At 65.5% G+C, this 24,929-nt stretch carries 24 protein-coding genes; 12 read left to right on the top strand and 12 right to left on the bottom strand.

Going from position 1 to position 24,929, the window contains the following annotated elements; genetic code table 11:
• The first annotated feature begins 42 nt into the window (after positions 1–42).
• The 6 genes from CUJ91_RS21535 (at position 43) to CUJ91_RS21510 (ending at position 5,531) form a co-directional block, all read left to right on the top strand.
• Positions 43–1,272, top strand: coding sequence for an ATP-grasp domain-containing protein (locus CUJ91_RS21535; protein ID WP_114157078.1), 1,230 nt, complete (start codon positions 43–45; stop codon positions 1,270–1,272).
• A complete protein-coding gene (gene mch, locus CUJ91_RS21530) occupies positions 1,235–2,272 on the top strand; it encodes a methenyltetrahydromethanopterin cyclohydrolase (RefSeq protein ID WP_208716185.1) in 1,038 nt (345 codons plus the stop codon). Before CUJ91_RS21535 ends, mch begins: the two co-directional genes overlap by 38 nt.
• The gene (locus CUJ91_RS21525; protein ID WP_114157077.1) at positions 2,269–3,345 is read left to right on the top strand and encodes an ATP-grasp domain-containing protein; all 1,077 of its coding nucleotides are present in this window, start codon (positions 2,269–2,271) and stop codon (positions 3,343–3,345) included. Before mch ends, CUJ91_RS21525 begins: the two co-directional genes overlap by 4 nt.
• On the top strand, positions 3,329–4,372 hold the full coding sequence (locus tag CUJ91_RS21520; protein ID WP_408279777.1) for a triphosphoribosyl-dephospho-CoA synthase: 1,044 nt from the start codon (positions 3,329–3,331) through the stop codon (positions 4,370–4,372). The genes CUJ91_RS21525 and CUJ91_RS21520 overlap by 17 nt, the downstream gene beginning before the upstream one ends.
• 146 nt (positions 4,373–4,518) lie before the next feature.
• A complete protein-coding gene (gene fae, locus CUJ91_RS21515; protein WP_006046604.1) occupies positions 4,519–5,028 on the top strand; it encodes a formaldehyde-activating enzyme in 510 nt (169 codons plus the stop codon).
• 95 nt (positions 5,029–5,123) lie between these two features.
• On the top strand, positions 5,124–5,531 hold the full coding sequence (locus CUJ91_RS21510) for a hypothetical protein (RefSeq protein ID WP_053859325.1): 408 nt from the start codon (positions 5,124–5,126) through the stop codon (positions 5,529–5,531).
• An 88-nt stretch (positions 5,532–5,619) separates the two neighbouring features.
• On the opposite strand, the gene CUJ91_RS21505 is transcribed toward CUJ91_RS21510, so the two are convergent.
• On the bottom strand, positions 5,620–6,180 hold the full coding sequence (locus CUJ91_RS21505; protein WP_114157076.1) for a dihydroneopterin aldolase: 561 nt from the start codon (positions 6,178–6,180) through the stop codon (positions 5,620–5,622).
• A gap of 412 nt (positions 6,181–6,592) precedes the next feature.
• On the opposite strand from CUJ91_RS21505, the gene CUJ91_RS21500 reads away from it, so the two are divergent.
• From CUJ91_RS21500 to CUJ91_RS21490, 3 genes are read left to right on the top strand one after another with little or no spacing between them, the layout of a single operon-like run.
• Positions 6,593–8,734 carry a sigma-54-dependent Fis family transcriptional regulator gene (locus CUJ91_RS21500; RefSeq protein ID WP_114157075.1) on the top strand — a complete coding sequence of 714 codons (2,142 nt, stop codon included), beginning with the start codon at positions 6,593–6,595 and terminating at the stop codon, positions 8,732–8,734.
• Positions 8,731–9,309: a flavoprotein gene (locus CUJ91_RS21495; protein ID WP_006046600.1), complete on the top strand. Its 579-nt coding sequence runs from the start codon at positions 8,731–8,733 to the stop codon at positions 9,307–9,309. The genes CUJ91_RS21500 and CUJ91_RS21495 overlap by 4 nt, the downstream gene beginning before the upstream one ends.
• A gap of 48 nt (positions 9,310–9,357) precedes the next feature.
• Entirely contained in the window at positions 9,358–10,740 is a 1,383-nt protein-coding gene (locus CUJ91_RS21490; protein WP_114157074.1) for a DUF6513 domain-containing protein, read from the top strand.
• Positions 10,741–10,787: 47 nt separating this feature from the next.
• On the opposite strand, the gene rpe is transcribed toward CUJ91_RS21490, so the two are convergent.
• From rpe to CUJ91_RS21450, 8 genes are all read right to left on the bottom strand, one after another.
• Complete coding sequence (gene rpe, locus CUJ91_RS21485) at positions 10,788–11,501, bottom strand: ribulose-phosphate 3-epimerase (protein ID WP_035569414.1); 714 nt, start codon at positions 11,499–11,501, stop codon at positions 10,788–10,790.
• Positions 11,502–11,516: 15 nt separating this feature from the next.
• Entirely contained in the window at positions 11,517–12,554 is a 1,038-nt protein-coding gene (gene fba, locus CUJ91_RS21480; RefSeq protein ID WP_006046596.1) for a class II fructose-bisphosphate aldolase, read from the bottom strand.
• Between the two features lie 21 nt (positions 12,555–12,575).
• Complete coding sequence (tkt, locus tag CUJ91_RS21475) at positions 12,576–14,645, bottom strand: transketolase (protein WP_114157073.1); 2,070 nt, start codon at positions 14,643–14,645, stop codon at positions 12,576–12,578.
• An 81-nt stretch (positions 14,646–14,726) separates the two neighbouring features.
• Positions 14,727–15,599: a phosphoribulokinase gene (locus CUJ91_RS21470; RefSeq protein WP_006046594.1), complete on the bottom strand. Its 873-nt coding sequence runs from the start codon at positions 15,597–15,599 to the stop codon at positions 14,727–14,729.
• A 69-nt stretch (positions 15,600–15,668) separates the two neighbouring features.
• Positions 15,669–16,784, bottom strand: a complete 1,116-nt coding sequence (locus CUJ91_RS21465; RefSeq protein WP_006046593.1) for a class 1 fructose-bisphosphatase — start codon at positions 16,782–16,784, stop codon at positions 15,669–15,671.
• Between the two features lie 25 nt (positions 16,785–16,809).
• Positions 16,810–17,793, bottom strand: a complete 984-nt coding sequence (gene cbbX, locus CUJ91_RS21460; RefSeq protein ID WP_114157072.1) for a CbbX protein — start codon at positions 17,791–17,793, stop codon at positions 16,810–16,812.
• A 3-nt stretch (positions 17,794–17,796) separates the two neighbouring features.
• Positions 17,797–18,225, bottom strand: coding sequence for a ribulose bisphosphate carboxylase small subunit (locus CUJ91_RS21455; RefSeq protein ID WP_006046591.1), 429 nt, complete (start codon positions 18,223–18,225; stop codon positions 17,797–17,799).
• A 126-nt stretch (positions 18,226–18,351) separates the two neighbouring features.
• Positions 18,352–19,851: a form I ribulose bisphosphate carboxylase large subunit gene (locus tag CUJ91_RS21450; protein ID WP_114157071.1), complete on the bottom strand. Its 1,500-nt coding sequence runs from the start codon at positions 19,849–19,851 to the stop codon at positions 18,352–18,354.
• 489 nt (positions 19,852–20,340) lie between these two features.
• On the opposite strand from CUJ91_RS21450, the gene pqqA reads away from it, so the two are divergent.
• The 3 genes from pqqA to CUJ91_RS21435 all read left to right on the top strand — a co-directional run bounded on the left by pqqA (position 20,341) and on the right by CUJ91_RS21435 (position 21,895).
• Positions 20,341–20,415 (top strand): pyrroloquinoline quinone precursor peptide PqqA, encoded by a 75-nt coding sequence (gene pqqA, locus CUJ91_RS35135; RefSeq protein ID WP_013342881.1) that lies wholly within the window; start codon positions 20,341–20,343, stop codon positions 20,413–20,415.
• Between the two features lie 99 nt (positions 20,416–20,514).
• Positions 20,515–21,099, top strand: coding sequence for a DUF447 domain-containing protein (locus CUJ91_RS21440; protein ID WP_114157070.1), 585 nt, complete (start codon positions 20,515–20,517; stop codon positions 21,097–21,099).
• A gap of 52 nt (positions 21,100–21,151) precedes the next feature.
• A complete protein-coding gene (locus CUJ91_RS21435) occupies positions 21,152–21,895 on the top strand; it encodes a (5-formylfuran-3-yl)methyl phosphate synthase (RefSeq protein ID WP_114157069.1) in 744 nt (247 codons plus the stop codon).
• 77 nt (positions 21,896–21,972) lie between these two features.
• Here the strand turns inward: CUJ91_RS21435 and CUJ91_RS21430 are convergent, their stop codons facing one another.
• From CUJ91_RS21430 to CUJ91_RS21420, 3 genes are all read right to left on the bottom strand, one after another.
• The gene (locus tag CUJ91_RS21430; RefSeq protein WP_006046586.1) at positions 21,973–22,563 is read right to left on the bottom strand and encodes an amino acid kinase family protein; all 591 of its coding nucleotides are present in this window, start codon (positions 22,561–22,563) and stop codon (positions 21,973–21,975) included.
• 144 nt (positions 22,564–22,707) lie between these two features.
• Positions 22,708–23,847: a hydantoinase/oxoprolinase family protein gene (locus CUJ91_RS21425; RefSeq protein ID WP_114157068.1), complete on the bottom strand. Its 1,140-nt coding sequence runs from the start codon at positions 23,845–23,847 to the stop codon at positions 22,708–22,710.
• Entirely contained in the window at positions 23,844–24,917 is a 1,074-nt protein-coding gene (locus CUJ91_RS21420; protein ID WP_114157067.1) for an ATP-grasp domain-containing protein, read from the bottom strand. Before CUJ91_RS21420 ends, CUJ91_RS21425 begins: the two co-directional genes overlap by 4 nt.
• Positions 24,918–24,929 lie beyond the last annotated feature (12 nt).

Genomic DNA, 24,929 nt, shown 5'->3' with positions numbered 1-24,929 from the left:
CCACGACCACAACCGCGGCGTCGCGCCGTTGCGGGAGCGGCCATGACGGCGCGTACGTCTTCGGCGCGTGCGCCGTTTGTCGCGGTGGCTGGGCTGTCTGCGCGCATGCTCGCGCAGTCCGCCGCGCGCGCGGGCCTGCGCGTCGTCGCGCTCGATATATTCGGAGACCGCGACACGCGCGAGGCGTCGGAGCTGTGGTTCGACATCGGCGGCGGCCCGTTGTCGATCGACGTCGCCCGGCTCACGGACGCGCTCGCCCGCAGCGCGCGCTTGCCGGGCCTGATCGGCTGGATCGACGGAAGCGGGCTCGAGCCGTTTATCGCGCAGTTGTGTAGCACGCCGGGGCTGCCGCGCTTCATCGGCAATTCCGTCGACGCCAGCGCTCAGGTGCGCGATCCGCGGCGCTTTTTTGCGCTGCTCGACGAGCTGGAGATTCCGCATCCGCAGGTTGCGTTCACGCGACCTCGGGAGGCGTACGGCTGGTTGATGAAACGCGCGGATGGCTGCGGCGGGACGCATGTGGAGCCGCTTGCGGCGGTTGCGGCGCGCGACCCGCTCGCCCACGACACTCCCCCGCAAGCCTACTTCCAGCGCCAAAGCCGTGGCCGCCCGATGTCGGCGCTCTTCGTCGCCGCGCGCGGCAGCGCTCGCGTGATCGGCTTCGCGCAACAACTCACGTGCAGGATGGGCACGCTGCCCTTCGTGCATGCCGGCTCCATCGGTCCGATCGGCTTGCCGCCGGCCGTCGAAATGCGGGTGCGCGCGGCGATCGCCGCACTGTGCGCCCGAGTCGGACTCGTCGGCATCAACAGTTGCGACTTTTTGCTCGACGGCGAGTCGTTCGAAGTGCTCGAGATCAACACGCGTCCGTCGTCGACGATGACGCTCTACGAAACCGCGTCGCCCGAAGCGTGGCCGCGCGGCCTGCTCACCTGTCATATCGACGCATGCCGCCTCGGCCGCCTGCCCGCCGAGCCCGCGCGCGCGGCCTGCTGCGCCGGCCAGCAGGTGCTGTTCGCGCCGCATCCGTTCACGGCGTCCGAGGCATTCAGCGACGCCTGCCTGCGCGATCCACGCTGCCGCGACGTGCCGATGCCCGGCACGCGGCTCGAAGCCGGCCAGCCGGTCTGCACGCTGCTCGTGCGCGCAGCGTCCGTGGACGCGGTTCGGCACGCGCTCGACGCGCAGCACACGCTGGTTCTTGAACGAATCGAAACCTGCCATGAGCCCTTCCATGAGCCCGACCGTGCCATCCTCCACTGCCACACCTGACGATAACCGTCCACCGCTGGCAGCCGCGCTCAGCGTGAACGCGCTCAGCGAACGCCTCGTCGCGCGTCTCGTCGACGACGCGCCGCGCTTTGGCGCCGCCGTCAGCCGCACGGAGAACGGCACCGTGCTGGTCGACGCGGGCGTGGCCGCGCCGGGCAGCGTCGCGGCGGGCGTGCTGATCGCGCGCATCTGCATGGGCGGCCTCGGCCACGTGACCGTGCGCGAGAGCCTGGATGCACGGCCGCTGTGGCCGAGCACGATCGAAGTGCGCACCTCCTGGCCCGTGCTCGCCTGCCTCGGCAGCCAATACGCGGGATGGAGCCTCGCCGCCACCAAGGAGCAGACCGGCGGCAAGAAGTTCTTCTCGCTCGGCTCCGGCCCGGCGCGCGCGCTTGCCGTCAAGGAACCGCTCTTCGCGGAACTCGGCTATCGCGACCATCACGACCGGGGCGCACTGGTGCTGGAAGTGGACCGTCTGCCGCCGCAGGTGATCATCGACAAGGTGCTCGCCGACTGCGGTCTCGCGCCCGAGCGGCTCACGCTTGTCACCACGCCGACACACTCTGTCGCGGGAACGGTGCAGGTGGTGGCGCGCGTCGTCGAAGTTGCGCTGCACAAGACGCACGTGCTCGGCGTCGCGCTCGACGAAGTGGTCGAAGCCGGCGGCTCCGCGCCGTTGCCGCCGCCCGCGCCCGACGGCGTTCAGGCGATGGGCCGCACCAACGACGCAATCCTCTACGGCGGCCGCGTGCATCTCACGGTCAGGCACGATGCGGTGGCAAAACGGCTCGCCGCCGAGTTGCCCGCGTCGAACTCGCGCGATCACGGCCGCCCGTTCGCGGACATCTTCACGTCGTTTAACTACGACTTCTATCAGATCGATCCCGCGCTCTTTGCCCCCGCCGAGGTGTGGGTCAGCAGCCTGGAAAGCGGCGCGACGTATCACGGCGGCAGCGTCGACGCGGATCTGCTGCATGCTCAATGGAGCGGCAAGCCATGAGCTTGCCGTTGCCACTCGCACGCCCCGAAGCGGACGAAAAGGACAAAAAGGACGACGGCGGCACGAACACGTCAGCCGCGCCGGCCCCGCTGCGCATCGCGATCATGACCGACGAAACCGGCTGGCACACCGGACGCCTGAAAAAAGCGTTTCGCGCGCGCGGCGCCGAGGCGCGCTGTGTCGATCTCGCCGACTGCCGGATCGATACGACATGGCAACCGCACGGGCTCGTGCTGCCCGGCTTCGGCCATACGCTGCCCGATGCGGTGTTCGTGCGCGGCATCGCCGGCGGCACGTTTGAGCAGGTCACGCTGCGGCTCGGCATCCTGCACGCGCTGCGCGAATCGGGCGTGCCGGTCTATAACGATGCGCGCGCGATCGAACGCAGCGTCGACAAATCGATGACGAGCTTCCTGCTGCATCGCTACGGCGTGGCGACGCCCGCGACGTGGGCGGGCGAATCGGCGGCGTTCGCGCAGCGCGTGCTGATGCGCGAGGCCGCGGCGGGCCGCCAGGTCGTGCTTAAGCCGCTATTCGGCTCGCAGGGTCATGGGCTCAAGCGGCTGGGCGCGCGCCGCGCGGCGTCTGCGCTGCTCGCGCCGCTGCCTTCGCTGAAACCTTATAGCCAGGTCGCGTATCTGCAACGTTATATCGACGGCGGCCGCGCCGGCTTCGACTGGCGCGTGCTGGTGATCGGCGCGCGCGCGGTGGCGGCGATGCGCCGCACCGGCGGAAAGGGATGGATTCATAACTTCGCGCAGGGCGCGACGTGCGAGCCCGCCGAACTGGATGCGCCGCTCGCGCAAACCGCCGTGCGTGCCGCCGAGGCACTCGGGCTCGACTATGCGGGCGTCGATCTGATTCCCGATCCGCACGACGCCGCCCGGCCGCTCGTACTCGAAGTGAACGGCGTGGCGGCGTGGCGCGGCCTGCAATCGGTGACGCCGATCGATATTGCGGCTGCGCTCGTCGACGATCTGCTGTTTCGCAAGCTGCCGGCGCAGCGCGGCGCGTCCGCGCTTGCCGAAACCGGCGACGCGGCCGTGGTGGCGCTGCATGGGCGTCATGGTTGAGCCGGAATCCGGTCGCGCCGACGAGCCAGGCGGCTCGACGGGCCGCTTGTTGAATCCGGACGCTCATCGCGATGCCGACACCACGGCGCATGAGCGCATGCGCGCTGCCTTCTTGACCGCCTGCCGCCTCGACGTCGACACGCCGAAGCCCGGCAACGTCAGCGTGGACAGCGAAGGACACGGCATGAGCGCGGCGCAGTTCCTCGCGAGCGCCAACGCCGCCGCCGACGCGCTGCTCGCGCGCGGTGCGCCAATCGGCCAGCGCCTGCTCGACGCGGTGACGCGCACGCGCGCGGCCGTCGGCTGCAATACGAATCTCGGCATCCTGCTGCTGGTCGCGCCGCTCGCGGCGGCGCTCGAACAGACTGCGCGTCCGTTGTCGGCGCACGCATGGCAAGCCGCGACCGAACGCGTGCTCGCGCGGCTCGACGTTGACGACGCGCGCCTCGCGTACCGTGCGATCGCGCTGGCAAATCCCGGCGGTCTCGGCGACGCGCCTGAGCAATCGGTGCACGACGCGCCGACGGTCGGCCTGCGCGACGCGATGGCGCTCGCCGCCGCGCGCGACAGCATCGCGCGTCAGTATGCGGAAGGCTTTCGCGACATCTTCGAAACGGGGCTTGGCGCTTTACGGGAAGTTTGTGGCGAGCAAGCGCTGAACGCGGCGCGTGATGTCACGCTCGCCGCCACCCTAAACACATTCCTCACCTTCCTCAGCACGTGGCCCGACTCGCACATTGTGCGTAAGCACGGCGCGGCCGTGGCGCAGAGTGTCACGCTTGCGGCACGCGAACGGCATGCGCAATGGCGAAGCGCGCTCGCGCAAGCCCGCCTCGGCGCGACCGGCGCATCGCTCGAAACACTCGAAGCGCCCGCTGCATTCGACCCACTTCGCGCATGGGACGCCGAACTCAAAGCCGCCGCCATCAACCCCGGCACGAGCGCGGACCTGACCGTGGCGACGCTGTTCGTCGCCCTTTGTCTCGACGACGAGAACAACACAAGCCGCACTCACAGCGCACCATAAGCGCCAACCCGCCACGCTCTGGCACGGAACCTGTTAGTGAATGCCATCGTGCATCAACCGCCGCCGGGCGTTCGCGGACCAGGAACGTCGCGGGCGGCGTGTCAGTCAGTCGGCAAGTCCCCCATTCCACTCATCGGAGGAACAGCATGGCCAAGATCAATCGCGTCCTGATAGGAGAGTCGCTCGTCGGCGACGGCAACGAGGTCGCACACATCGACTTGCTGATGGGACCGCGAGGTTCCGCTGCGGAAACCGCATTCTGCAATGCGCTCACCAACAATAAGGATGGCTTCACATCGCTGCTCGCGGTCGTCGCGCCGAATCTGCTCGCCAAGCCGAACACGATCCTCTTCAACAAGGTGACGATCAAGGGCGCGAAGCAGGCCGTGCAGATGTTCGGGCCAGCGCAGCATGCTGTGGCGCTCGCCGTCGCGGACAGCGTCGAGGACGGCACGATCCCGGCCGACGAAGCCGACGACCTGTTCCTGTGCGTCGGCGTGTTCATTCACTGGCAGGCGGAGGACGACAAGAAAATTCAGGAGTACAACTATAAGGCCACGCGCGAGGCGATCCAGCGCGCGGTGAGAGGCGAACCGACTGCTGCCGAAGTGGTACAGAAGAAGAGCAGCGTCGCCCATCCGTTTGCACCCAACTGATCGATGGCTCGGGGTCCGCGCGCACGCCGCCGCACAGCGTTGCCGCGCGGACCTTCGCAGTGCGCCACGGTGCAATTGCTTTGAAGAGGCATGAGATGACCCTACGATGTCGCGCGCTGGCGGCGTGTGCCTGCATCGCGCTCGCCGCCCCGCTCGCCTGGGCGGACGGCGACGCGCCCAAAGCGGCTGGCCCGGCGGGAGGCTACAACTACCCGACGACAGGCCGCGTCGAATACGTGCTCGCGTGCATGGACGACAACGGACACGATTTCGCCAACGTCTACAAATGCTCGTGCGTGATCGACAGAATGGCGACCGCGCTGCCCTACGACGAGTTCGTCGATCAATCCACGTTTTCCCGGTATGCGTCGCTGGGCGGCGAAGGCGGCGCCGAGTTTCGCGTCGACCACGCGAAGGCTCAGACGAAGAAATTCCGCGCGCTGCAGGCCGACGCTTATCGTAGCTGCGGGCTCAGCACCGACAAGACGGCGGCTTCGAAGTAGAAGAATCGCGGGCACGCGGCCCGCGCCATCTTCGCCACACTGTGCGCTACCGAACCGGCGATGCCATTGCATGCGGTTCGGCTGCGCGTCAATTCGGAATCAGCCCCTCGCCTAGCGACGCATAATCCGCGAGACCGCTTTGCGCAGTCGCTGGCTTCGGCATGTCGCTGCGCTGCCGTTCGATCTGCACGCCGACCGCCGCGACGTCGTCGAATTTGGCCGGCTTCGCGAGCGCCACGCGTACCCAGTGCGCGCCGAAATCGTTGATGAGCAGGCGCGCCACCGCTTCGGCGAGCGCCTCCAGCAGACGCACGCCGTGCGATTCCAGCAGCGCATGCAACGCCGCGCGCACCGCCGCATAGTTGATGGTGTCCTCGATACGATCGGTCGCGCACGCGCGCAGCGCCGGTACGCCGATCGCCAGATTCATGCGCACGGGTTGCGGCACGTGCAGCTCGCTGCTGTCGATTCCTATAATGGTCTGACCGATAAAGTTTTCGATGAACACGACGTCCATGCGACGCGCCGGCGGCGCTTCGGAAGGCGCGCCCCACGGCGCGCTCGCGCGCGGCGCGGCGGTGTCGGCAGTCGAAGCGGCCGAGGCGGCGATTGGGAAGCTCGCGAGGCGAGCGATGTCGATACGGTCCATGGTGTACTCCGCCGCCTAGCGGCAACAAGTTAAATGACGCAACCCGGGTAAACGCAAGTAGTACAGGATGAGCCGCGCGCGCAGCACGGTGCGGCGTGCATTGATTAAAAGCAAAAAGCGGGCGCAGCCTGTACTATTGATGCGACTTCGTATTGAACACGAACGACATCGGGCGTAGAGTTTTAAGCCAACGCCTGACAACGGTCGCAGGCAGCACCAGTAGCAGCATCCATAGCAGCACCCGTAACAGGCGAATTACTCACTGCGCATACGGACCCAGAAGCCGCGGCGCGAGGGGATGACATTATCGATAAAGCGGTACACGTAGACGCGCAACGCGAAGTCCGGGCGAGCAGCAATACGCAGGGCAACGCAGGGCGCGCATGAATGTGCCGCAACGGAGACGAACCCCATGTCGTTGCTCGCTGACAGCTCCATGCACGTCCGTGAAATTCTCAACGTCGTCAATCATCAGTTGGCGACGCGACCGACGAGCGAGCCCGTCGCTCAATCGTGGGCGCGCTGCGTCAATGAATTCCAGCTCGATCCTTCCCGTTTCGTCACGCCGCCCATCCTGACGGAGTACGAACTAAGCTCGCGCCGCGAGGCGATGGGCGATCTGATCGCGTGTTCGAAGCTGGAAATGACCACGCTCTATCAGCAGTTGGCCGACCCCGAACTCGCGGTGGTGCTGGTCGACGCGGGCGGCGTGATCGTGCATCAGGTTTCGTCGGTGCCGTTTGCCGAGGCCGTCGCTTCCGACGGCTTTCGCGTCGGCGCGCTGTGGAGCGAGCGCGAAGCGGGCACCAACGGAATGGGCACGTGTCTCGCCGAGCGCGATTGCATCGCGGTGTGCCAGCACGAACATTTCTATCCGCGCTATACGTCGCTCACCTGCTCCGCCGCGCCGATCTTCGACGACAGCGGCGAGATCGCCGGCGTGCTCGACGTGACGAGCCGCTCCAAACTGTTGCAGCAACACTCGCTGGTGCTCGTCGGCATGTCGCGGCAGATGATCGAAAACCGTCTGATCGACGCGCGCTACCGGCACGCGAACATGATCCACTTTCATAGCCGGCCGGAATTCGTCGGCACGCTGCACGGCGGCAAGCTCGCGGTCGCGGACGACAGCACCGTGCTCGCCGCAAACCGCAGCGCGCTTTTCCAGCTCGGCTTCCGCTCGCTCGGCGAATTGCGCGGACGGCGTATCGAGGAGGCGTTCAATGCATCGCTCGAGGACATGATCGCGCGCAGCATTCGCGGCTCGTTCCATCCGGTCACCGTGTACAGCGCGAACGCGACCAACCGCTTCTTCCTGATCGCACAGGCCGCGCAAAACGCCTCGGGCCGCGGCGCGCGCGTCGCGGTGGCGGGACCGGCATCTGCATCGACATCGGCATCGGCGCCGCGCGCGAGCGCATCGGACAAGCGGCCGCCGCCCGCACGGCTCGACGAAATCGCGCACCTGGAATTCGGCGACCCGCGCATGGCCTCGCAGATTCAGCTCGGCGCGCGTGTCGTGCAACGCAAGATTCCGATCATCCTCAGAGGGCAAACGGGAACCGGCAAGGAAGTTTTCGCGCAGGCGCTGCACAGCATCAGCCCGCATTCGTCGGGGCCGTTCGTGCCGGTGAATTGCGCGTCGCTGCCGGAGAACCTGATCGAAAGCGAACTGTTCGGCTATCGGGCCGGCGCGTTCACCGGCGCTCAACGCGAAGGACGGCGCGGCAAGATCGTGCAGGCCAATGGCGGCACACTCTTTCTGGACGAGATCGGCGACATGCCGCTTGCGTTGCAGGCGCGGCTTCTGCGCGTGATAGAAGAACACGAGGTCACGCCGCTCGGCGCCGAGACCACCGTGAAGGTCAATTTCCAGTTGATCAGCGCGAGTCACCGCAATCTGCTCGAACTCGTGCACAGCGGGCAATTCCGCGAGGATCTGTATTACCGGCTCAAAGGCGTCGAGCTGAATCTGCCGCCGCTCGCGGAGCGCGTCGACAAGCTGCCGCTGATTCATCATCTGCTCGCGGCCGAGACCGACGACGATCCACCCGAGCTGACGAGGGAAGCCGAGCAGGCGTTGCTGAGCTATGCATGGCCCGGCAACATCCGCCAGTTGCGTCACGTATTGCAAATGGCGATTGCGTTATGCGACGGACAACCGATCCGCTGCGAGGATTTGCCCGTCGAAGTCACGCAGCGCGAACCGGAGGTGGCGTCGCCCGCCGCGCCACAGGCGGCGGCGCAGCCCGCCCCGCATGCAGACGACGACCCGGACCTTTCCGCGCTGAACGCGATTCAGTTGAACGAACGCGAGACGGTTCTTGCAATGCTCGAGGAAAACCGCTGGAACGTGAGCAACGTGGCGAAGGCGCTCGGCATCAGCCGCAATACGCTGTACCGGAAGATGCGGCGGCTGCAAATCCGTCTGTCGCACGACGGCTCGGGCAGCGACGGCCTGGAAACCGACGACGCGGCCGACGAAATCACCTCCGATGCGGCCACGCCCGAAGGCTCGCCGGGCGATGCCGCGCATCGCGCCCATGACGCATGAGCCAGGCGCCGGCTCGTCATCTCGCGGACTTCAAGCCCGATGCGCGCTTTGCGTGGTGCGTGACCGGCTCGGGCCATCTGCTCGAGGAGTCGATCGAGCTCGCGCTCGCCTTGCCGCGCACCGACCTCTTTCTCTCGGCCGCCGCCGAGGAAGTGCTGCCGCTCTACGGCTGGAAGCTGCCGCGACTGCGTGAGCGCTTCAACGTGTTCCGCGACAAGAGCGCGAGCGGCGTGCCGGTTGGCATGCTGTATCACGGGATGTATCACACTGTGATCATTGCGCCGGCCACCAGCAACACGGTGGCCAAGTGCGCGTTCGGCATCTCCGATACGCTGCCGACCAACATGTACGCTCAGGCGGGTAAGCAGTGCATTCCGGGCATCGTCTTTGCATGCGATACCGAGCCGACCGTGGTTACGCAAAGCCCTAACGAATGGGTCGAACTGCGGCCGCGGGCGATCGAGCTCGACAATGTGGAGCGGCTATCGCGCTTCGAATATACGACGGTGGTGCGCTCGCTCGATGAGTTGAAGGCGGCGCTGGATCAACGGGTCGCGATGCTCGATCTTGCATGAAAGCACTCTCACGCTAAAAACCTGCCCGGCGGCCCGGCGCGTACAGACATGGACCACATCCTCTTCCTGACGGGCCGGCTCGCCGAAAAGAGCCTCGTGCGCGTGCTCGAAAGCATGGCGCCCGCGCCGTTCAGTTGGGAAATCCGCGAAATCGGCTTGCAGGTTGCGGCGCTGATGACGGCCGACATGATCCGCCGACGCGTGCCCGCGCCGCTCGCCGCGCAACGCGTGATCGTGCCGGGGCGCTGCCGTGGCGATCTCGCCGCGCTGAGCGAACACTACGGCGTGCCGTTCGAACGCGGACCGGAAGAAGTGAAAGACCTGCCGCAATTCTTCGGCCGCGAGGCGAAACCCGTCGACCTGTCGCGCTACGAGACCGAGATTTTCGCGGAGATCGTCGATGCGCCGCGCCTCGATCTCGACGGCATCGCCGCGCGTGCTCGCGACTACGCGGCGCAGGGCGCGGATGTGATCGACATCGGCTGTCTGCCGGAAACGCCGTTTCCGCATCTCGAGGATGCGGTGCGCCGTTTGAAAGCCGAAGGCTATCGGGTGAGCGTCGATTCGATGCGCACCGACGAGTTGCTGCGCGGCGGCCGGGCGGGCGCGGACTATCTGATGAGCCTGAATCTCGACACGCTGTGGATCGCCGACGAAGTGCCGTCCACGCCGATCCTCGTCGCGCGCGATCCGGGCGACCCCGCTTCGCTCGACGCAGCCATCGAACTTTTAACCGCGCGAGGCCGCGCGTTTCTCGCCGATCCGATTCTGGATCCGATTCCGTTCGGTCTCGCGACGTCGATTGCACGCTATGTCAGGCTGCGCGAACGCTATCCGGACGTGGCCATCATGATGGGCATCGGCAACGTGACCGAGTTGACCGAAGCGGACACGAGCGGCATCAACGCGGTATTGCTCGGCATGGCCGCGGAGCTTCGCGTGAGGGCCGTGCTCACCACGTCCGTGAGCCTGCATGCGCGGCGTGCGGTGCGCGAAGCCGACGTCGCGCGCCGCGTGATGCACGCCGCACGGGAAGCGCACATGCTGCCCAAAGGCATCAACGGCGATCTCGCGACCGTTCACGCAAAGCGCCCTTTCCCCTATAGCGCGGCGGAAATCGACGAATTCGCGCGCGATGTTCGCGATCCTAACTTTCGTGTGCAGGTCAGCGACGAAGGTATTCACGTCTATAACCGCGACGGTCATCTCAAAGCCGGCGATCCGTTCGCGCTCTACCCCGATCTTCACCTCGAAGCCGACGGCGGCCACGCGTTCTATATGGGCGTACAGTTGGCGCGCGCCGAGATTGCGTGGCGTCTCGGCAAGCGCTTCGATCAGGACCAGCCGCTCGATTGGGGTTGCGCCGTCGAGCGGCCGGAACAGGATCTGTCGGCATGGTGCGCGCCTGGCGAAACGATGAAAAAACGCTGACGCCATTCGGTTCGATTTCTCCCAAACCGAACAGCCGCCCGAGTTTTTCAGCGCACTTCCGCCAAAGCCCTTTCGTCCGATTCGCTCACTTGCGCAAGTTCGCCGCGCATGTCGCTGATCGCCCGCGCATAGTCGTCCGCGCCGAACACCGCCGAACCGGCCACGAACACATCGGCGCCCGCCGCCGCAATCTGCGCGATGTTCGACGCCTTCACTCCGCCATCCACTTCGATCAGCAACGGACGACCCGTGCGCTGCATCGTCGCGTCGACCCGTTCACGCAGCATGCGCAACTTCGCGAGCGTCTCGGGTATGAACGCCTGGCCGCCGAAGCCGGGGTTCACCGACATCACGAGCACCACGTCGAGCCGTTCGATCACATGATCGAGCACCGCGAGCGGCGTGGCCGGATTCAGCGCGAGTCCGACGCGCGCGCCCTGCGTCTTGATGAGTTCGATCGTCCGATGCACATGCAGCGACGCTTCCGGATGAAAACTGATCGTGTTCGCGCCCGCTTCCGCAAAGGCGATGACGAGCGGATCGACCGGCATGGTCATCAGATGCACGTCGATCGGCACGCGCGTATGCGGCCGGATCGCCGAACACACGAGCGGCCCGACCGTCAGATTCGGCACGTAATGGTTGTCCATCACGTCGAGGTGAATCCAGTCGGCGCCGGCCACGGTGACGTCGCGAATCTCGTCGGCGAGACGCGCAAAATCCGCGGACAGCAGCGAAGGAGCAATCAGAAAATCACGCATGATGTCTCCTTGCGTTCAGTGATAACGGCGCGCCATTGCCTCGAGCGGCAACGGCTTGATGCGCGGCGCCTGCCCGGCGCAACCGAACGCCTCGAAGCGCTCGACGCAAATGCCGCGCGCCGCCGCCGTCGCCGCCTTCAACGCGGCCCGCGGATCGAATTCGCCGCGCGCGTTCGCCATCGACTTGCGCATCGCGCCGCTCATCGCGAGCCGGATGTCGGTGTCGATATTCACCTTGCGCACGCCGTGAGCAATGCCGCGCTGAATTTCCTCGACGGGCACGCCATAGGTCGTCGGAATCTCGCCGCCATATTCGCGGATCACCGCAAGCCATTCCTGCGGCACCGACGACGACCCATGCATCACGAGATGCGTATTCGGAATGCGCTCGTGGATCTGCACGATGCGGTCGATAGCGAGAATATCGCCGGTCGGCTGGCGGCTGAATTTATACGCGCCGTGCGATGTGCCGATTGCGATGGCGAGCGCATCGACGCCGGTTGCATCGACGAAAATTTGCGCCTCGCTCGGGTCGGTCAGCAGAGCGTCGCGCGTGAGTTGGCCTTGCGCGCCGACGCCGTCTTCCTCGCCGGCCGTGCCCGTTTCGAGCGAACCTAAGCAACCCAGTTCGCCTTCAACGGAAACGCCGACCGCGTGCGCCGCTTCTACTACACGACGGCTCACGTCGACGTTGTAGTCATAGGCGGCGGGCGTTTTCTGATCGGGCAGCAGCGAGCCGTCCATCATCACCGATGTAAAGCCCGAGCGGATTGCCTGCTGACACACGGCCGGGCTCGCGCCGTGATCCTGATGCAGCACGAGCGGAATGTCCGGATGCGCCTCGAGCGCGGCGAGCACCAGATGACGCAGATACGGCTCGCCCGCATACTTGCGCGCGCCCGCCGACGCTTGCAGGATCACCGGGCTCGCGGTTTCCTCCGCGGCCTGCATGATCGCGTGAATCTGCTCCATGTTGTTGACGTTGAACGCGGGCACGCCGTAGCCGTGTTCGGCCGCGTGATCCAGTAGTTGACGCAGTGCGATGAAGGCCATTGCAAACTCCTCGGGAACGAATCATTGGATTCTGTTGTGCCGCTCGTGCGAAGCGAAGCGCTGCACGACGCGGCGCGCTTCGTCGGCCACGGCTTGCGCGGTCAGCGCGAAATGTTCGAACAGCGCGGCAGCGGGCGCGGATTCGCCGAAGCTGTCGATACCCACGACGCCGCCTTCAAGGCCCACGTACTGCCGCCAGAACGCGCGCACGCCCGCTTCGACGGCGACGCGCGGCACGCCCGGCGGCAGCACCGCTTCGCGCCATGCATCCGGTTGCCGGTCGAATACGCTGGTCGACGGCATGGAGACGACGCGTGCGGCGATGCCCGCTTCGGCGAGCAGCGCGAGCGCATCGAGCGCGAGCGATACTTCGGAACCCGTAGCAATTAGCACGACGCGCGCTTGCGCATTACCCTCCGGCCAATCGCGCAACACATAGCCGCCCCGCTCGATTGCGTCGATCTGTTCGCTGCCGCGCGCGACGAACGGCAGGTTCTGCCGGCTCAGCAGCAGGCACGTCGGCCCATTGCGTTCGATCGCGCTGGCCCACGCGCGCGCGGTTTCCACCGTATCGCACGGTCGCCAGGCGTCGAGCCCCGGAATCAGCCGCAAGCTCGCCGCGTGCTCGACCGACTGATGCGTCGGCCCGTCTTCGCCGAGCCCAATCGAATCGTGCGTGAACACGAAGATCGAGCGTGTCTTCATCAACGCGGCCATGCGCAGCGCGTTGCGCGAGTAGTCGGAAAACGTGAGAAACGTGCCGCCGAACGCAATCTGCCCGCGATGCAGCGCGATGCCGTTGATCACCGCGCTCATGCCGAATTCGCGCACGCCGTAGTGCAGATAGTTGCCGCCGCGCAGGCCGTCTTCGTCCGCGTGGATGTCCACCGCCGCCTGCCAGTTGGTCAGATTCGAGCCTGTCAGATCCGCCGAGCCGCCGAGCAATTCCGGCAGCGCGCGAGCGAGCACGGCGATGGTCTGCTGCGAAGCCTTGCGCGTCGCGATGGTTTGCGCCGCGCTGTCGGCGTCGCGCAGCATCGCGCGAACGGCATCGTGCCAATGCGCGGGCAGCCTGCCCTGCGTCCTGCGCTCGAATTCGGCGGCTTCATGCGGATAGTGATTGCGATACGCTTCGAAGCGGCGCCTCCAGTCGGCTTCGGCCGTCTCGCCGCGAGCGCGCGCATCCCACTGCGAGCGAGCCTCCTCGGGCACGACGAACGGCGGATACGGCCAGCCGAGCGCGCGCCGCGTATTCGCGACTTCGTCGGCGCCGAGCGGCGCGCCATGCACATCGTGCGTGCCCGCTTTGCCAGGCGAGCCTCTGCCGATCACCGTGCGGCAGCAGATCAGCGTCGGCCGGCCGGCTGCGCGCGCGTCTTGCAGCGCGCGGTCGACCGCGTCCGCATCGTGACCGTCGACGTCGCGCACCACCTGCCAGCCGTAAGCGGCAAAGCGCGCGGGCGTGTCGTCGTTGAACCACTGCGCGACATGGCCATCGATGGAGATACCGTTGTCGTCGTAGAGCACCGTGAGCTTGTCGAGCTTCAGCGTGCCCGCAAGCGATGCCGCTTCGTGCGAAATGCCTTCCATCAGGCAGCCGTCGCCGGCGAATACATAGGTACGATGATCGACAATCGTATGGCCGGGCCGGTTGAACTCGTGCGCGAGCAGCGCTTCCGCGAGCGCCATGCCGACCGCGTTGGCGAGGCCCTGGCCAAGCGGACCGGTGGTCGTCTCGACGCCGGGCGTCACGCCCACTTCGGGATGCCCCGGCGTTTTGCTGTGCAATTGACGAAAGCGTTTCAGTTCGTCTATCGGCAGATCGTAGCCGGTGAGATGCAGCAGCCCGTACAACAGCATCGAACCATGTCCGTTCGACAGCACGAAGCGGTCGCGGTCGGGCCATGCCGGATTGCGCGGATTGTGTTTCAGATGCCGGTCCCACAACGCAACGGCGATCTCGGCCATGCCGAGCGGCATGCCGGGGTGACCCGACTTCGCCGCTTCGACGGCGTCGATGGCGAGCATGCGCAGCGCGTCGGCCATCAGGCGGGTTTCAGGTAATGCAAGCGATTCTGCGACGGCGCTCATCGAATGTCTCCTTGGAACAGCAAGCCGGTGTTTCGCGTCGGGTCTTTGCGGCGGGGCCGCGGTTACGGCCGCGGCTACGGCTTACGCTCGCGAGCGCCGGTCGATCAGTTGCAGAATCATCGGCGTGAAGATCAGTTGCATGGCGAGGCCCATCTTGCCGCCCGGCACGACGATCACATTCGGCCGCGACATGAACGAGTCGTGCAACATGGTCAGCAGATACTGGAAGTCGATGCCTTTGGGCCGCGCGAAGCGGATCACGACAAAGCTCTCGTCGGGCTGCGGAATCTCGCGCGCAATGAACGGGTTCGACGTATCCACGGTCGGCACGCGCTGGAAATTCACATGCGTGCGGGAAAACTGCGGGCAGATGTAGTTCACGTAGTCGGGCATGCGCCGCAAGATCGTATCGACGACCGCCTCATGCGAGTAACCGCGCATAGTCTGATCGCGATGCAGTTTCTGAATCCATTCGAGGTTGATGGTCGGCACCACGCCAATCAGCAGATCCGCATGCCGCGCGATGTCGATGTGGTCGGTCACCGCCGCGCCGTGCAGACCTTCGTAGAACATCAGGTCAGTGTCGGGCTGCACGTCTTCCCACGGCGTGAACGTGCCGGCATCCTGCTTGTAGAGACGCGTCTCCGTTTCGTCGTGCACGTAATGACGAAACTTGCCGGTGCCGGTCTCTCCGTAGCTCGCGAAGAGCGCTTCGAGTTCTTCCAGCAGATTCGCTTGCGGTCCAAAGTGGCTGAAGTTCGGCACGCCGTCGCGCTCGTGCTGCTTCATTGCTTCGCGCATGCCGTTGCGGTCGTAGCGGTGAAACGCGTCGCCTTCCACGATCTGCGCGTTGATCTTTTCGCGCCTGAAAATATGGGCAAAGCTCTTCATCACGGTCGTCGTGCCGGCGCCGCTGGAACCGGTCACCGCGATGATCGGGTGTTTGATTGACATGCGCTTGTCTCCGGATAGTAGTGTTGTGTTCGGCCGCTCTGCGTCAGTGCGAGCCTGCATTGCGCGCAATCAGGCGGTGAAGCCCGGCAGAAACAGCGAGCGTCGGCCGAAGAGCGGCGACGTGAACGGCTGGTCCTCGCCACGGTCGTACTCGCCGTGATAGCGGCCAATGCGCTCGACTTCGTTGCGCGAGCCGAGAATCACGGGCACGCGGCCATGCAATGTGTGCGGCACGACGTCGAGAATGCGTTCGCGGCCTGTAATCGAAAGACCGCCCGCCTGCTCGACCAGAAAGCTCATCGGATTCGCTTCGTACAGAAGCCGCAGGCGCCCGTGCATGCCGGGCGTTTTCGAGTCGCGCGGATACATGAACACGCCGCCGCGCATCAGGATGCGATGCACTTCCGCGACCATCGAGGCGATCCAGCGCATGTTGAAGTCCTCGGTCCGGCAGCCGGTGCGTCCGTCCTTGCACTCCTGCACATAGCGGCGCACCGGCGGCTCCCAGAAGCGTTCGTTCGATGCGTTGATCGCGAACTCCGCCGTCTCGGCGGGAATGCGGATGTTCGAATGCGTGAGCACGAAATTGCCGATGTCGCGTTCGAGCGTGAAGCCATGCGTGCCGTTGCCGACCGACAGCACGAGCATGGTCGAGGGACCGTAGATCGCATAGCCCGCCGCGACCTGCTCGCGGCCCGGCCGCAGAAAAGCGGATTCGCCCACGGGTTCTTCGGCGTCGGCGGGACGATCGTCCACATGACGCAGCACCGAGAAGATCGACCCGACTACGCCGTTGATGTCGATGTTCGACGAGCCGTCGAGCGGATCGAATGCGAGCAGATAGTCGCCGCGCGGATAGTGCTGCGGAATCGTGTAGACGCGCTCCATTTCCTCGGAGGCCATCGCCGCGAGGAGACCGTCCCACTCGCAGTGCTGCACGAAGACTTCGTTGGTGGCGACGTCGAGTTTCTTCTGCTCCTCGCCATGCGTGTTGACGCTGTGCGCCGAGCCGTAATGCCCGCCGAGCGCGCCCTTGGTGAGCATCGCCGAAATCGACTTGATGGCCGCGGCCACGTCGATCAGCAGCGCGGAAAGTCCCGCGTTTTGCGCGGTTCCGGCCGCGCAAGGCTGGCGGTCGAGCGTGTCGATCAGAAACTTCGAAAGGGTCGTGCGTCCGTCTTGCATGGCGATCTCCTGAGGTTGTTCTGTTTCAGCCTGGCGGCGCGGGGGCGGTGTGGTGCGCTTCGGGCGCATCCGGCGCATCGGGCGCGTCGGGCGTATCTGCGTTCGACGCATGGGCGGACGCTTCGGCGAACACGCGGCTCGCGCGAATGTCCTCGGCTGCGATCAGCGTCAACGCGGCTGCGTCGATTGGCGCGCCGCCGTCGATCGCTCTCGCGAAAAGACGATTGGCCTGGCGCAGCCGCGAGCGGTCGAGCGCATTGCGCACCGAGCGCGCATTGGCAAAATTCGGCTGACGCGTGCGCAATGCGAGGTAGTCCGCGAAAGCGCGCCGCGAATCCGTGTCGAAGCGGTAATGCATCGTCGCGAGCATGCGCTCGGCAATGTCGAGCAATTCCGCGTCGCCGTAATCGGGAAACGTGATGTGATGCGCGATGCGCGAGCGAAAACCCGGATTGCTCTCGAAGAACACTTCCATCCGCGACGCGTAACCGGCGAGGATCACGACGAGATCGTCGCGCTGGTTTTCCATCGTTTGCAGCAGGATTTCTATGGCTTCCTGACCGTAGTCGCGTTCGTTCTCGGGACGGTACAGGTAATACGCTTCGTCAATGAACAGCACGCCGCCCATCGCGCGCTTCAGCACATCGCGCGTTTTTGGCGCGGTGTGGCCGATGTACTGGCCGACCAGATCGTCGCGCGTGACCGACACGAGATGATTGCGGCGAATGTAGCCGAGCCGGTGCAAGACCTCGGCCATGCGCAGTGCAACCGTGGTTTTGCCGGTGCCCGGATTGCCCGAGAAACACATGTGCAGCGTCGGCGCGCCGCTCGCGAGACCGAGCGATTCGCGCGCACGCTCGACCAGCAGATGCGCGGCAATCTCGCGGATGCGCGTCTTGACCGGCACGAGCCCGACGAGATCGCGGTCGAGTTCCGCGAGCACATCGCCGATGCCCGAGTCGCGATACAGCGCGGCGAGATCGATATGGGGCGGCAGCGCGAGGTTCATGTGTCAATGCTCCGTGCCGTAGCGTTCGCCCGAAGGCCGGTCGCTCGCATAGCCCGCAAGGCCGTAGTGTTGCAAACGTCCTGGCCCGTCCTGACGCGTCAGACGGAAGCCCGGCTCATGATCGGGACGATTGACGATGAACGACAGGCGCATCGTTTCGAAGCCGCGCACCGAATCGAACGCATTGACCTTGATGTAATGATCGGGCCTCGCGGCGCGGCACGCCTTCACTTCTTGCAGCACGCCGGCTGCATCGTGCAGGTCGAACATCGGCAGACCCCACATTTCCCAATACGTATTGCGCGGATGCGGGTCGTCGGTGAATTCGACGGAACAGGCCCAGCCCTGGCTCAATGCATAGTCGATCTGCAAGCCGATTTCCTCGTCGGTCAATTCCGGCAGGAAGGAGAACGTGCCCTGTGTAATACGCATGACGTACCTCGCGATTGATTGACTGCAACGTTCGGACGGCGCAAGCGGTGTCACGCGCGGTGCGTCGGCACCGCTGCGAACTTGCATCCGTGATCTTTTGATGCGGGGTTTAAGCTGCTTAACGACCTAGGCTGCCGTCGGCGTGGCCGCGAAATCCGGCGAGTCAGTCGACGCGTAGTTGAAGGTCACGTCGCGCCACGTATCGAGCGCCTGCTTGAGCGGCCCGCACCAGCGCGCCGCTGCTTCCAGAATCTCCGGCCCTTCCTGACGGATGTCGCGCCCTTCGTTGCGCGCCTTCACCATGCACTCGAGCGCGACGCGATTGGCAACAGCGCCCGCCTGAATGCCGCCCGGATGACCGATGGTGCCGCCGCCGAACTGCAGGATCGCGTCGTCGCCGAAGAGGTCCAGCAGTTGATGCATCTGCCCTGCGTGGATGCCGCCCGAGGCCACCGGCATCACCTTGCGCAAACCGGCCCACGGCTGATCGAAGAAGATGCCGCGCGACAGGTCCACTTCGTTATGCGCCTCGCGGCACACGTTGTAAAAGCCCTGCACGGTCAGCGGATCGCCTTCGAGCTTGCCGACCGCCGTGCCCGCATGTGCGTGATCGACGCCCGCCATGCGCAGCCACTTCGCGATCACGCGAAACGAAATGCCGTGATTGCGTTGCCGCGTGTACGTGCTGTGCCCCGCGCGATGCAGGTGCAGGATCATGTCGTTCTTGCGCGCCCAGCGTGCCATCGACTGAATCGCGGTCCAGCCGATCACGAGGTCGATCATCACGATGCACGAACCCAGTTGCTTCGCGAATTCGGCGCGCTCGTATATGTCTTCCATCGTGCCCGCGGTGACGTTCAGGTAGTGCCCTTTCACCTCGCCGGTTTCGGCCTGCGCGCGGTTCACCGCTTCCATCGAAAAGAGGAAACGGTCGCGCCAGTGCATGAAAGCCTGGGAGTTGATGTTCTCGTCGTCCTTCAAGAAATCGAGCCCGCCGCGCAAACCTTCATAGACGACGCGGCCATAGTTCTTTCCCGAGAGGCCGAGCTTCGGCTTGACGGTTGCGCCCAGCAGCGGCCGGCCATATTTGTCGAGCCGTTCACGTTCGACGACGATGCCCGTCGGCGGTCCCTGGAAAGTCTTCAGATAAGCAACAGGTATGCGCATGTCTTCGAGGCGCAGCGCTTTGAGCGGCTTGAAGCCGAACACGTTGCCGATGATCGACGCGGTCAGGTTCGCGACCGAGCCTTCCTCGAAGAGATCGAGTTCATACGCGATGTACGCGAAGTACTGCGGCTCGCTCGCGCTCGACGCGGGCACCGGATCGACGCGATACGCTTTTGCGCGGTACATGTCGCACGCGGTGAGGCGATCGGTCCAGACCACGGTCCAGGTCGCCGTCGACGATTCGCCGGCCACCGCGGCGGCCGCTTCCTCCGGATCGACGCCCGGCTGCGGCGTGATGCGAAACAGCGCGATGACGTCGGTGTCTTTCGGCGTGTAATCCGGTTGCCAGTAGCCCATCTCGCGATACTTCATCACGCCTGCGGCATAACGCTCGCGAGGATCGCCCGCATTGCGCGGCTTGTGGAGGGACTCGATCGCCGGTTGACTGAAATCGTTCATGACGTATCCTCGATGGTGGACAGGCGCGCTGCCGGAAGAACGAAGCGCTTGTGTGCACTGTAGGCAAGGTCGTCATCGACGGGAATTCACGATTTTATTTGGCAGAGTTAAGCGATCGGTTATTCATCGCACAGGGTGGTGTGGGGTTTTGGCAGGTGAACTCAAATGCCGTCCTCACCGACCAGCACCAGATGCTAGTGCTCAGGACGAACCCTAAGTGACACCCGCACTAGGGTCTTTGCTGCAAGGTGGCACACTTTGCTGCATTATCGGAACAGTGCGCCGCACGAACTGCCGTCAGGCACCCACGCGGCGTGCGAAGCTACCGCCGCCGCTATCCGGCGAAAACCGTGTCGCGGCGCGGCATCGGCTGCATCGAGTGCGATTGCCATTGCGGCACGAACCTTGCGTAGCCGATGATGCCCATGAAGTCCGGCGCCTTGCCGGACCGACGGCGTGACGCTGTATCAACCGATGGAGGAAGCACATATGCAATGGACGACTCCGAGCTACACCGATATGCGTTTTGGTTTCGAAATCACGATGTATATCGCTACGCGTTAAGCCCGCATGGGCCGCGTAATGCGGCCCCTCTGCGGACCGATTGTTAATCGTCAGCCATACGGGCGGCCTGACGTGCTGCCACGACATGCGTTCCCATCCATGATCCACGAAACGATCGTCACTACCGCAGCGAGCGATGGCCGTCCACATGTCGCGCCGATGGGAGCCCGTTACGAGGGCGACTTCGTCGTCCTGTCGCCTTTTCGTCCGTCCGTCACGCTCGACAATATCGTCGCCACCCGCGCGGCGGTTCTCAACTTCACCACCGACGTCCGCGTTTTCGCCGGCTGCGTCACGCATTGCGCAACCGACTGGCCGACGCTCGCAGCGAGCCGCGTCGCGAGCGTGAGACTCGCCGAATCGCTCGCGCACGCCGAGTTCGAACTGCACGAGCTGCGCGACGACAACGAGCGCCCGGTGCTGCGGATGAAATGCGTGCACCGCGAAACGCATGCGCCCTTCACGGGTTTTAACCGCGCGCAGGCGGCGGTCGTCGAAGGCTCGATTCTCGTGAGCCGGCTCTTCATGCTGCCGGCCGACAAGGTCGATCGCGAGATGGCCTATCTGCAGATCGCCATCGACAAAACCGCCGGCGAGATTGAACGCACCGCGTGGGGATGGCTCACTTCGGCGATCGCGCGACATCGCGAGCGGCTTGCATCGCCCGGCGGCCAGGCCGCCTAGTTCGCTTATTTCGTATCCCTCCCGCTTTTTCCGCTTTTTTCGGAGAATACCGATGACGGCATTGCTTGCGAGCGTCCGCTCGCACGACGAAGCATTCGACGCGGCCCGCGCCGGCGCGGACCTGATCGACCTGAAAGAGCCGAACGCGGGCGCGTTGGGCGGTTTGTCGATTGGCGATATTGCGCGGATCGTCCGCGAGCTTCGCGCCCGCTATCCGGTCAAGCCGATCAGCGCGACGATCGGCGACCTTCCGCCGGAAGCGCTCGACGAAATCGCCGCGCGCGTGATCGATGTGAGCGATACGGGCGTCGATTACGTGAAGGTCGGCGTGACGCCCGGACCGGCCGCGCGCCGTTGCCTCGAACAACTCGCGAATCTGCCGGCTGCGGTCGTGCCGGTGCTGCTGTGCGACGGCGGCATGGAGGGCGAGCTGGTCGCGCATGCCGCGTCGCTTGGTTTTGTCGGCGTGATGTTCGACACCTCGACGAAAGACGGCAGTACGTTATTCGATCACGTGGACAGCGATTCGCTCGCGCGTTGGCTGCGGCTCGTGCGCCAGCAAGGCGCGATGTGCGGCCTCGCCGGCTCGCTGGGCCTCGCTCAACTGGAACAGATTCGCGCGCTTGCGCCGGATGTCGCGGGTTTTCGCACGGCGTTGTGCGTCGATGGCCGGCGCTCGCGGCTCGATCCGCAACGCGTCGCCGATTGGGCGGATGCGCTGCATAGCGGATCGGGCGGCGTTCGAGGCGCGGGTGGCGACGTGGATTCTGTGGTGGTGGGTACGCTCGGCGCTTAATGAGCGCGCGGGGCGACAACGGCTCGCTGCAAGAGCCGCATGTCGTGCAGGTAACGCATGCACCACTGCGGCAGCCTTCAAATCACCGGCGTATTCAACAGCCGGTCTCTCATCAATTCGACGTTGTCCTTGTTGAAAAGCTCGACCACATAGTTCGCTTCGTTCACGTAATCGACGAAACGGCGGTCCACCACGCCCGACGCCGCGAGCGCGTCGAGCCGTTCGTTTCCCGCTATCGGGCACGACTTCACGACGATCAGGCGCTCGGCGTTGAGCATCGTCGAGAGCCAGGCGGCGAGGCTGTCCGAGGTCGTGTCCCAGTTGCTCATCGCGTCGGGCGTGTCGCGCATCAGCGCGGTCGGCACCCAGACGGCGACGTGCCCATCGCGCAGCGCGCGGCGAATCTTCGCCTCGCTCGATGCCAGCACGAGTTCGGGCAGCACGCCCTGCATCAGAAGCGCGTACTGGGTCATCGCGAGCAGACACATGTTGTGCGCAGCGAGGTCGTCGAAACACCACTCGCTCTGGTACTGGCGCACCTTGTCCGCGAAATCGCCGCCGCCGGGAACGATGACGATGCGCCCGCCCCCCACCTCGCATAGCTCCATGAGCCATTGGCGCAGCGCCGGCTCATGACTCAGGCTGCCCCCGATCTTGACCACCCACATGATCGTCGTCCTCGTTTGCGATTAACCTCGTTTGCTTGTCCGCTTCGCTGCCTGTTTGCTTCTATGCCGGTCCTCCTGTGGATGGTTTGTGCCGTTTGCCTGCGTTTTCCTCTAGCCACAATCACTGCATCGGCCGCGTCCCCTTCACGCGGCGCGAAAAGCCGCATCGACGCTCGCGGCGCCCTCGCCGGCCGTCACGTCACCCGCTTTCCCATACCGCGCCGCTGCAAGCAAACCCACCGCGACGCTCGGCGCACACGTCGCCGCCCACTCCGCCTGATCCGCCGCGCCGCCCGCGAGCGTGCCGAAATCGATGTAGCCGCGCGCCTCCTCGCGTGCGAGCGCCGCCGCGAGAAAACGTCCGCAGCCCGCGCCCACCAGCGGCGCGGCGGCCAGTTCAGGATGCGCGGCCGTCACGCGCGTCAGGTTCGCGCCGATCTCGCGCAATTGCAGCTCGCGCCAGCGCAACGCGAACGCGCGCCATTCGGCGGGACTCGTTTCGTGCGCGTCGCGGCCGATCATCCGCGCGATCCGCCTTCGGCTCGCCAATTCGGTTTTCGGGCCATTGTCGGCACTCGGGTAGAGGTCGTATTGCGGCGCGAGTTCGCCCGTGAGCCGGTAGACGTCGGCGGTGCTCGCGAACCATTCGTTCATCACGTTGACGGCCGCGCCGCCGAATTCGATGCGCCGCGCGATGCCACACAGCGGCGTGCGCACCACGCCCTGATACACGAGTTCGCCGGTCGCGAGCCGCCCGGCATCCGTCGATGCGCGCGCAACCACACGCCCGTTCGCGACCGGAATGATGTCGGTCGTCGTGCTGCCGATGTCGATCAGCAACGCATTCGGCACGCGCGTCGCGAGCCAGTGGGCGGTCGCGAGCCAGTTCGCCGACGCGACGCTGCGCCAGCCGGCCGCGCACGTCTCGCGCGTCAACCAGCCCGCGTCGCCCGCATAAAAAGCGACGCGCGGCCCGAGCCGCTGCGCCAGTGCGGCGGCAATCGCGCGCACGCCTTGCGAGCGGTCCTCGAAGAGGTCGACCATTTCGCCGGTCATCGTCACCGCATGACGCGCCGCGTAGGTCTTCGCGACCGGCCAGCGCTCGAATACAAGGTCGATCGTGCGCTCGAGATGTTCGAGCCCTTGCCACAACGGGCAGGCCCACTGACCGACGTCGAGCAGCACGCCGCCGGCATCGCTCATCGACACCTTCACATGCGCGCCGCCGACGTCCCAGCCGAACACCGGCGAGCGGCCTACCGGTTCCATGCGCGGCGCGTTCATGGCTGCACTCCGCAAGCGGAGTGAGTGTCGAACTCGCGCGCCGCGCTCGTGGTTTCGCGAGGTTCGCCAACCCGAACCCCATGCGCGCCCAGCAACACCGCGGAAAGGTTGCGCCCAAGCGCCGCCGACAAACCCGCATAAGCCACGGTCAGTCGCGGATTGACCTCGATGACCACAGGACCGCGCGACGGATGCCACACCACATCGATTCCGGCAAACCCGCGCAGCCCCGGTATCGCCTCCGCGACGCGATGAGCGAGTTCGCGCAGCGTCCGTCCCTGATCGCTGGCCGTGTCGATCTGATTGACCGTCACGCCGTCGAATTCGACGATGCTCGCGCGCTGCCCCGGCGCCGTGCTCTCCGAGAGCCCAATCCGTTGCCGGTTGATGCTGACAAGTTCGACGCCTTTGCCGTCGCAGATCAGCGAAAGGCTCAGCGGCTCGCCGTCGACCCACTCCTGCAACACCGGATTACGCGCCGCTGCCGCGCGCGCATCGTATTCGGTGCAGGCTTCGGCGAAATCGTCGAATACGAAGGTGTCGAGTCCGCCCGCGCCGTCGTCCGGCTTCACGACCCACTTGCGCCCCGCGTGGGCCATTGCATTGGCCGCCGTATGACCGGGCTCGATGGCCGGCGTGGTCGCAATGCCGTGCATGGCGAGGCACGCGGCGGTCGCGCTCTTGCTCGACGTGACGCGGATCGCTTCCTTCGCGCAGCCGAGCCAGCGCGCCGCGCCGACCGCGTCGTACAGATGCAGCAGCAAGCCGTCGCATTCGGGCGCGACGATCCATGCGTAGTCATGTTCGCGAGCCGCGCGCGCGACGAAAGCCGTCATCGATTCGCCCGGCGCGGCCATACAATGAGCGAGCGCGGGGTCGACGTTTTCGAAGCGCGAGGTTGCGAAGCTCACCTCGACATCGTCGAGTTGGCGCAGGTCCGCGACCAGCGCGTCGCGCATCACGCGGCCTTCGACGATCAGCGCGCTCAGGTCGGCGAGACTCGCCGCGCCGGCCAATGCCGGGTCGATGCCGCCGCCGGTGAGATACTCGAAGACAAAGATCTTGGTCAAAGGACGCGCCCC

The organism is Paraburkholderia graminis (genome assembly GCF_003330785.1).
Lineage (GTDB): Bacteria > Pseudomonadota > Gammaproteobacteria > Burkholderiales > Burkholderiaceae > Paraburkholderia > Paraburkholderia graminis.
This window is presented reverse-complemented; position numbering and strand designations above follow the sequence as displayed.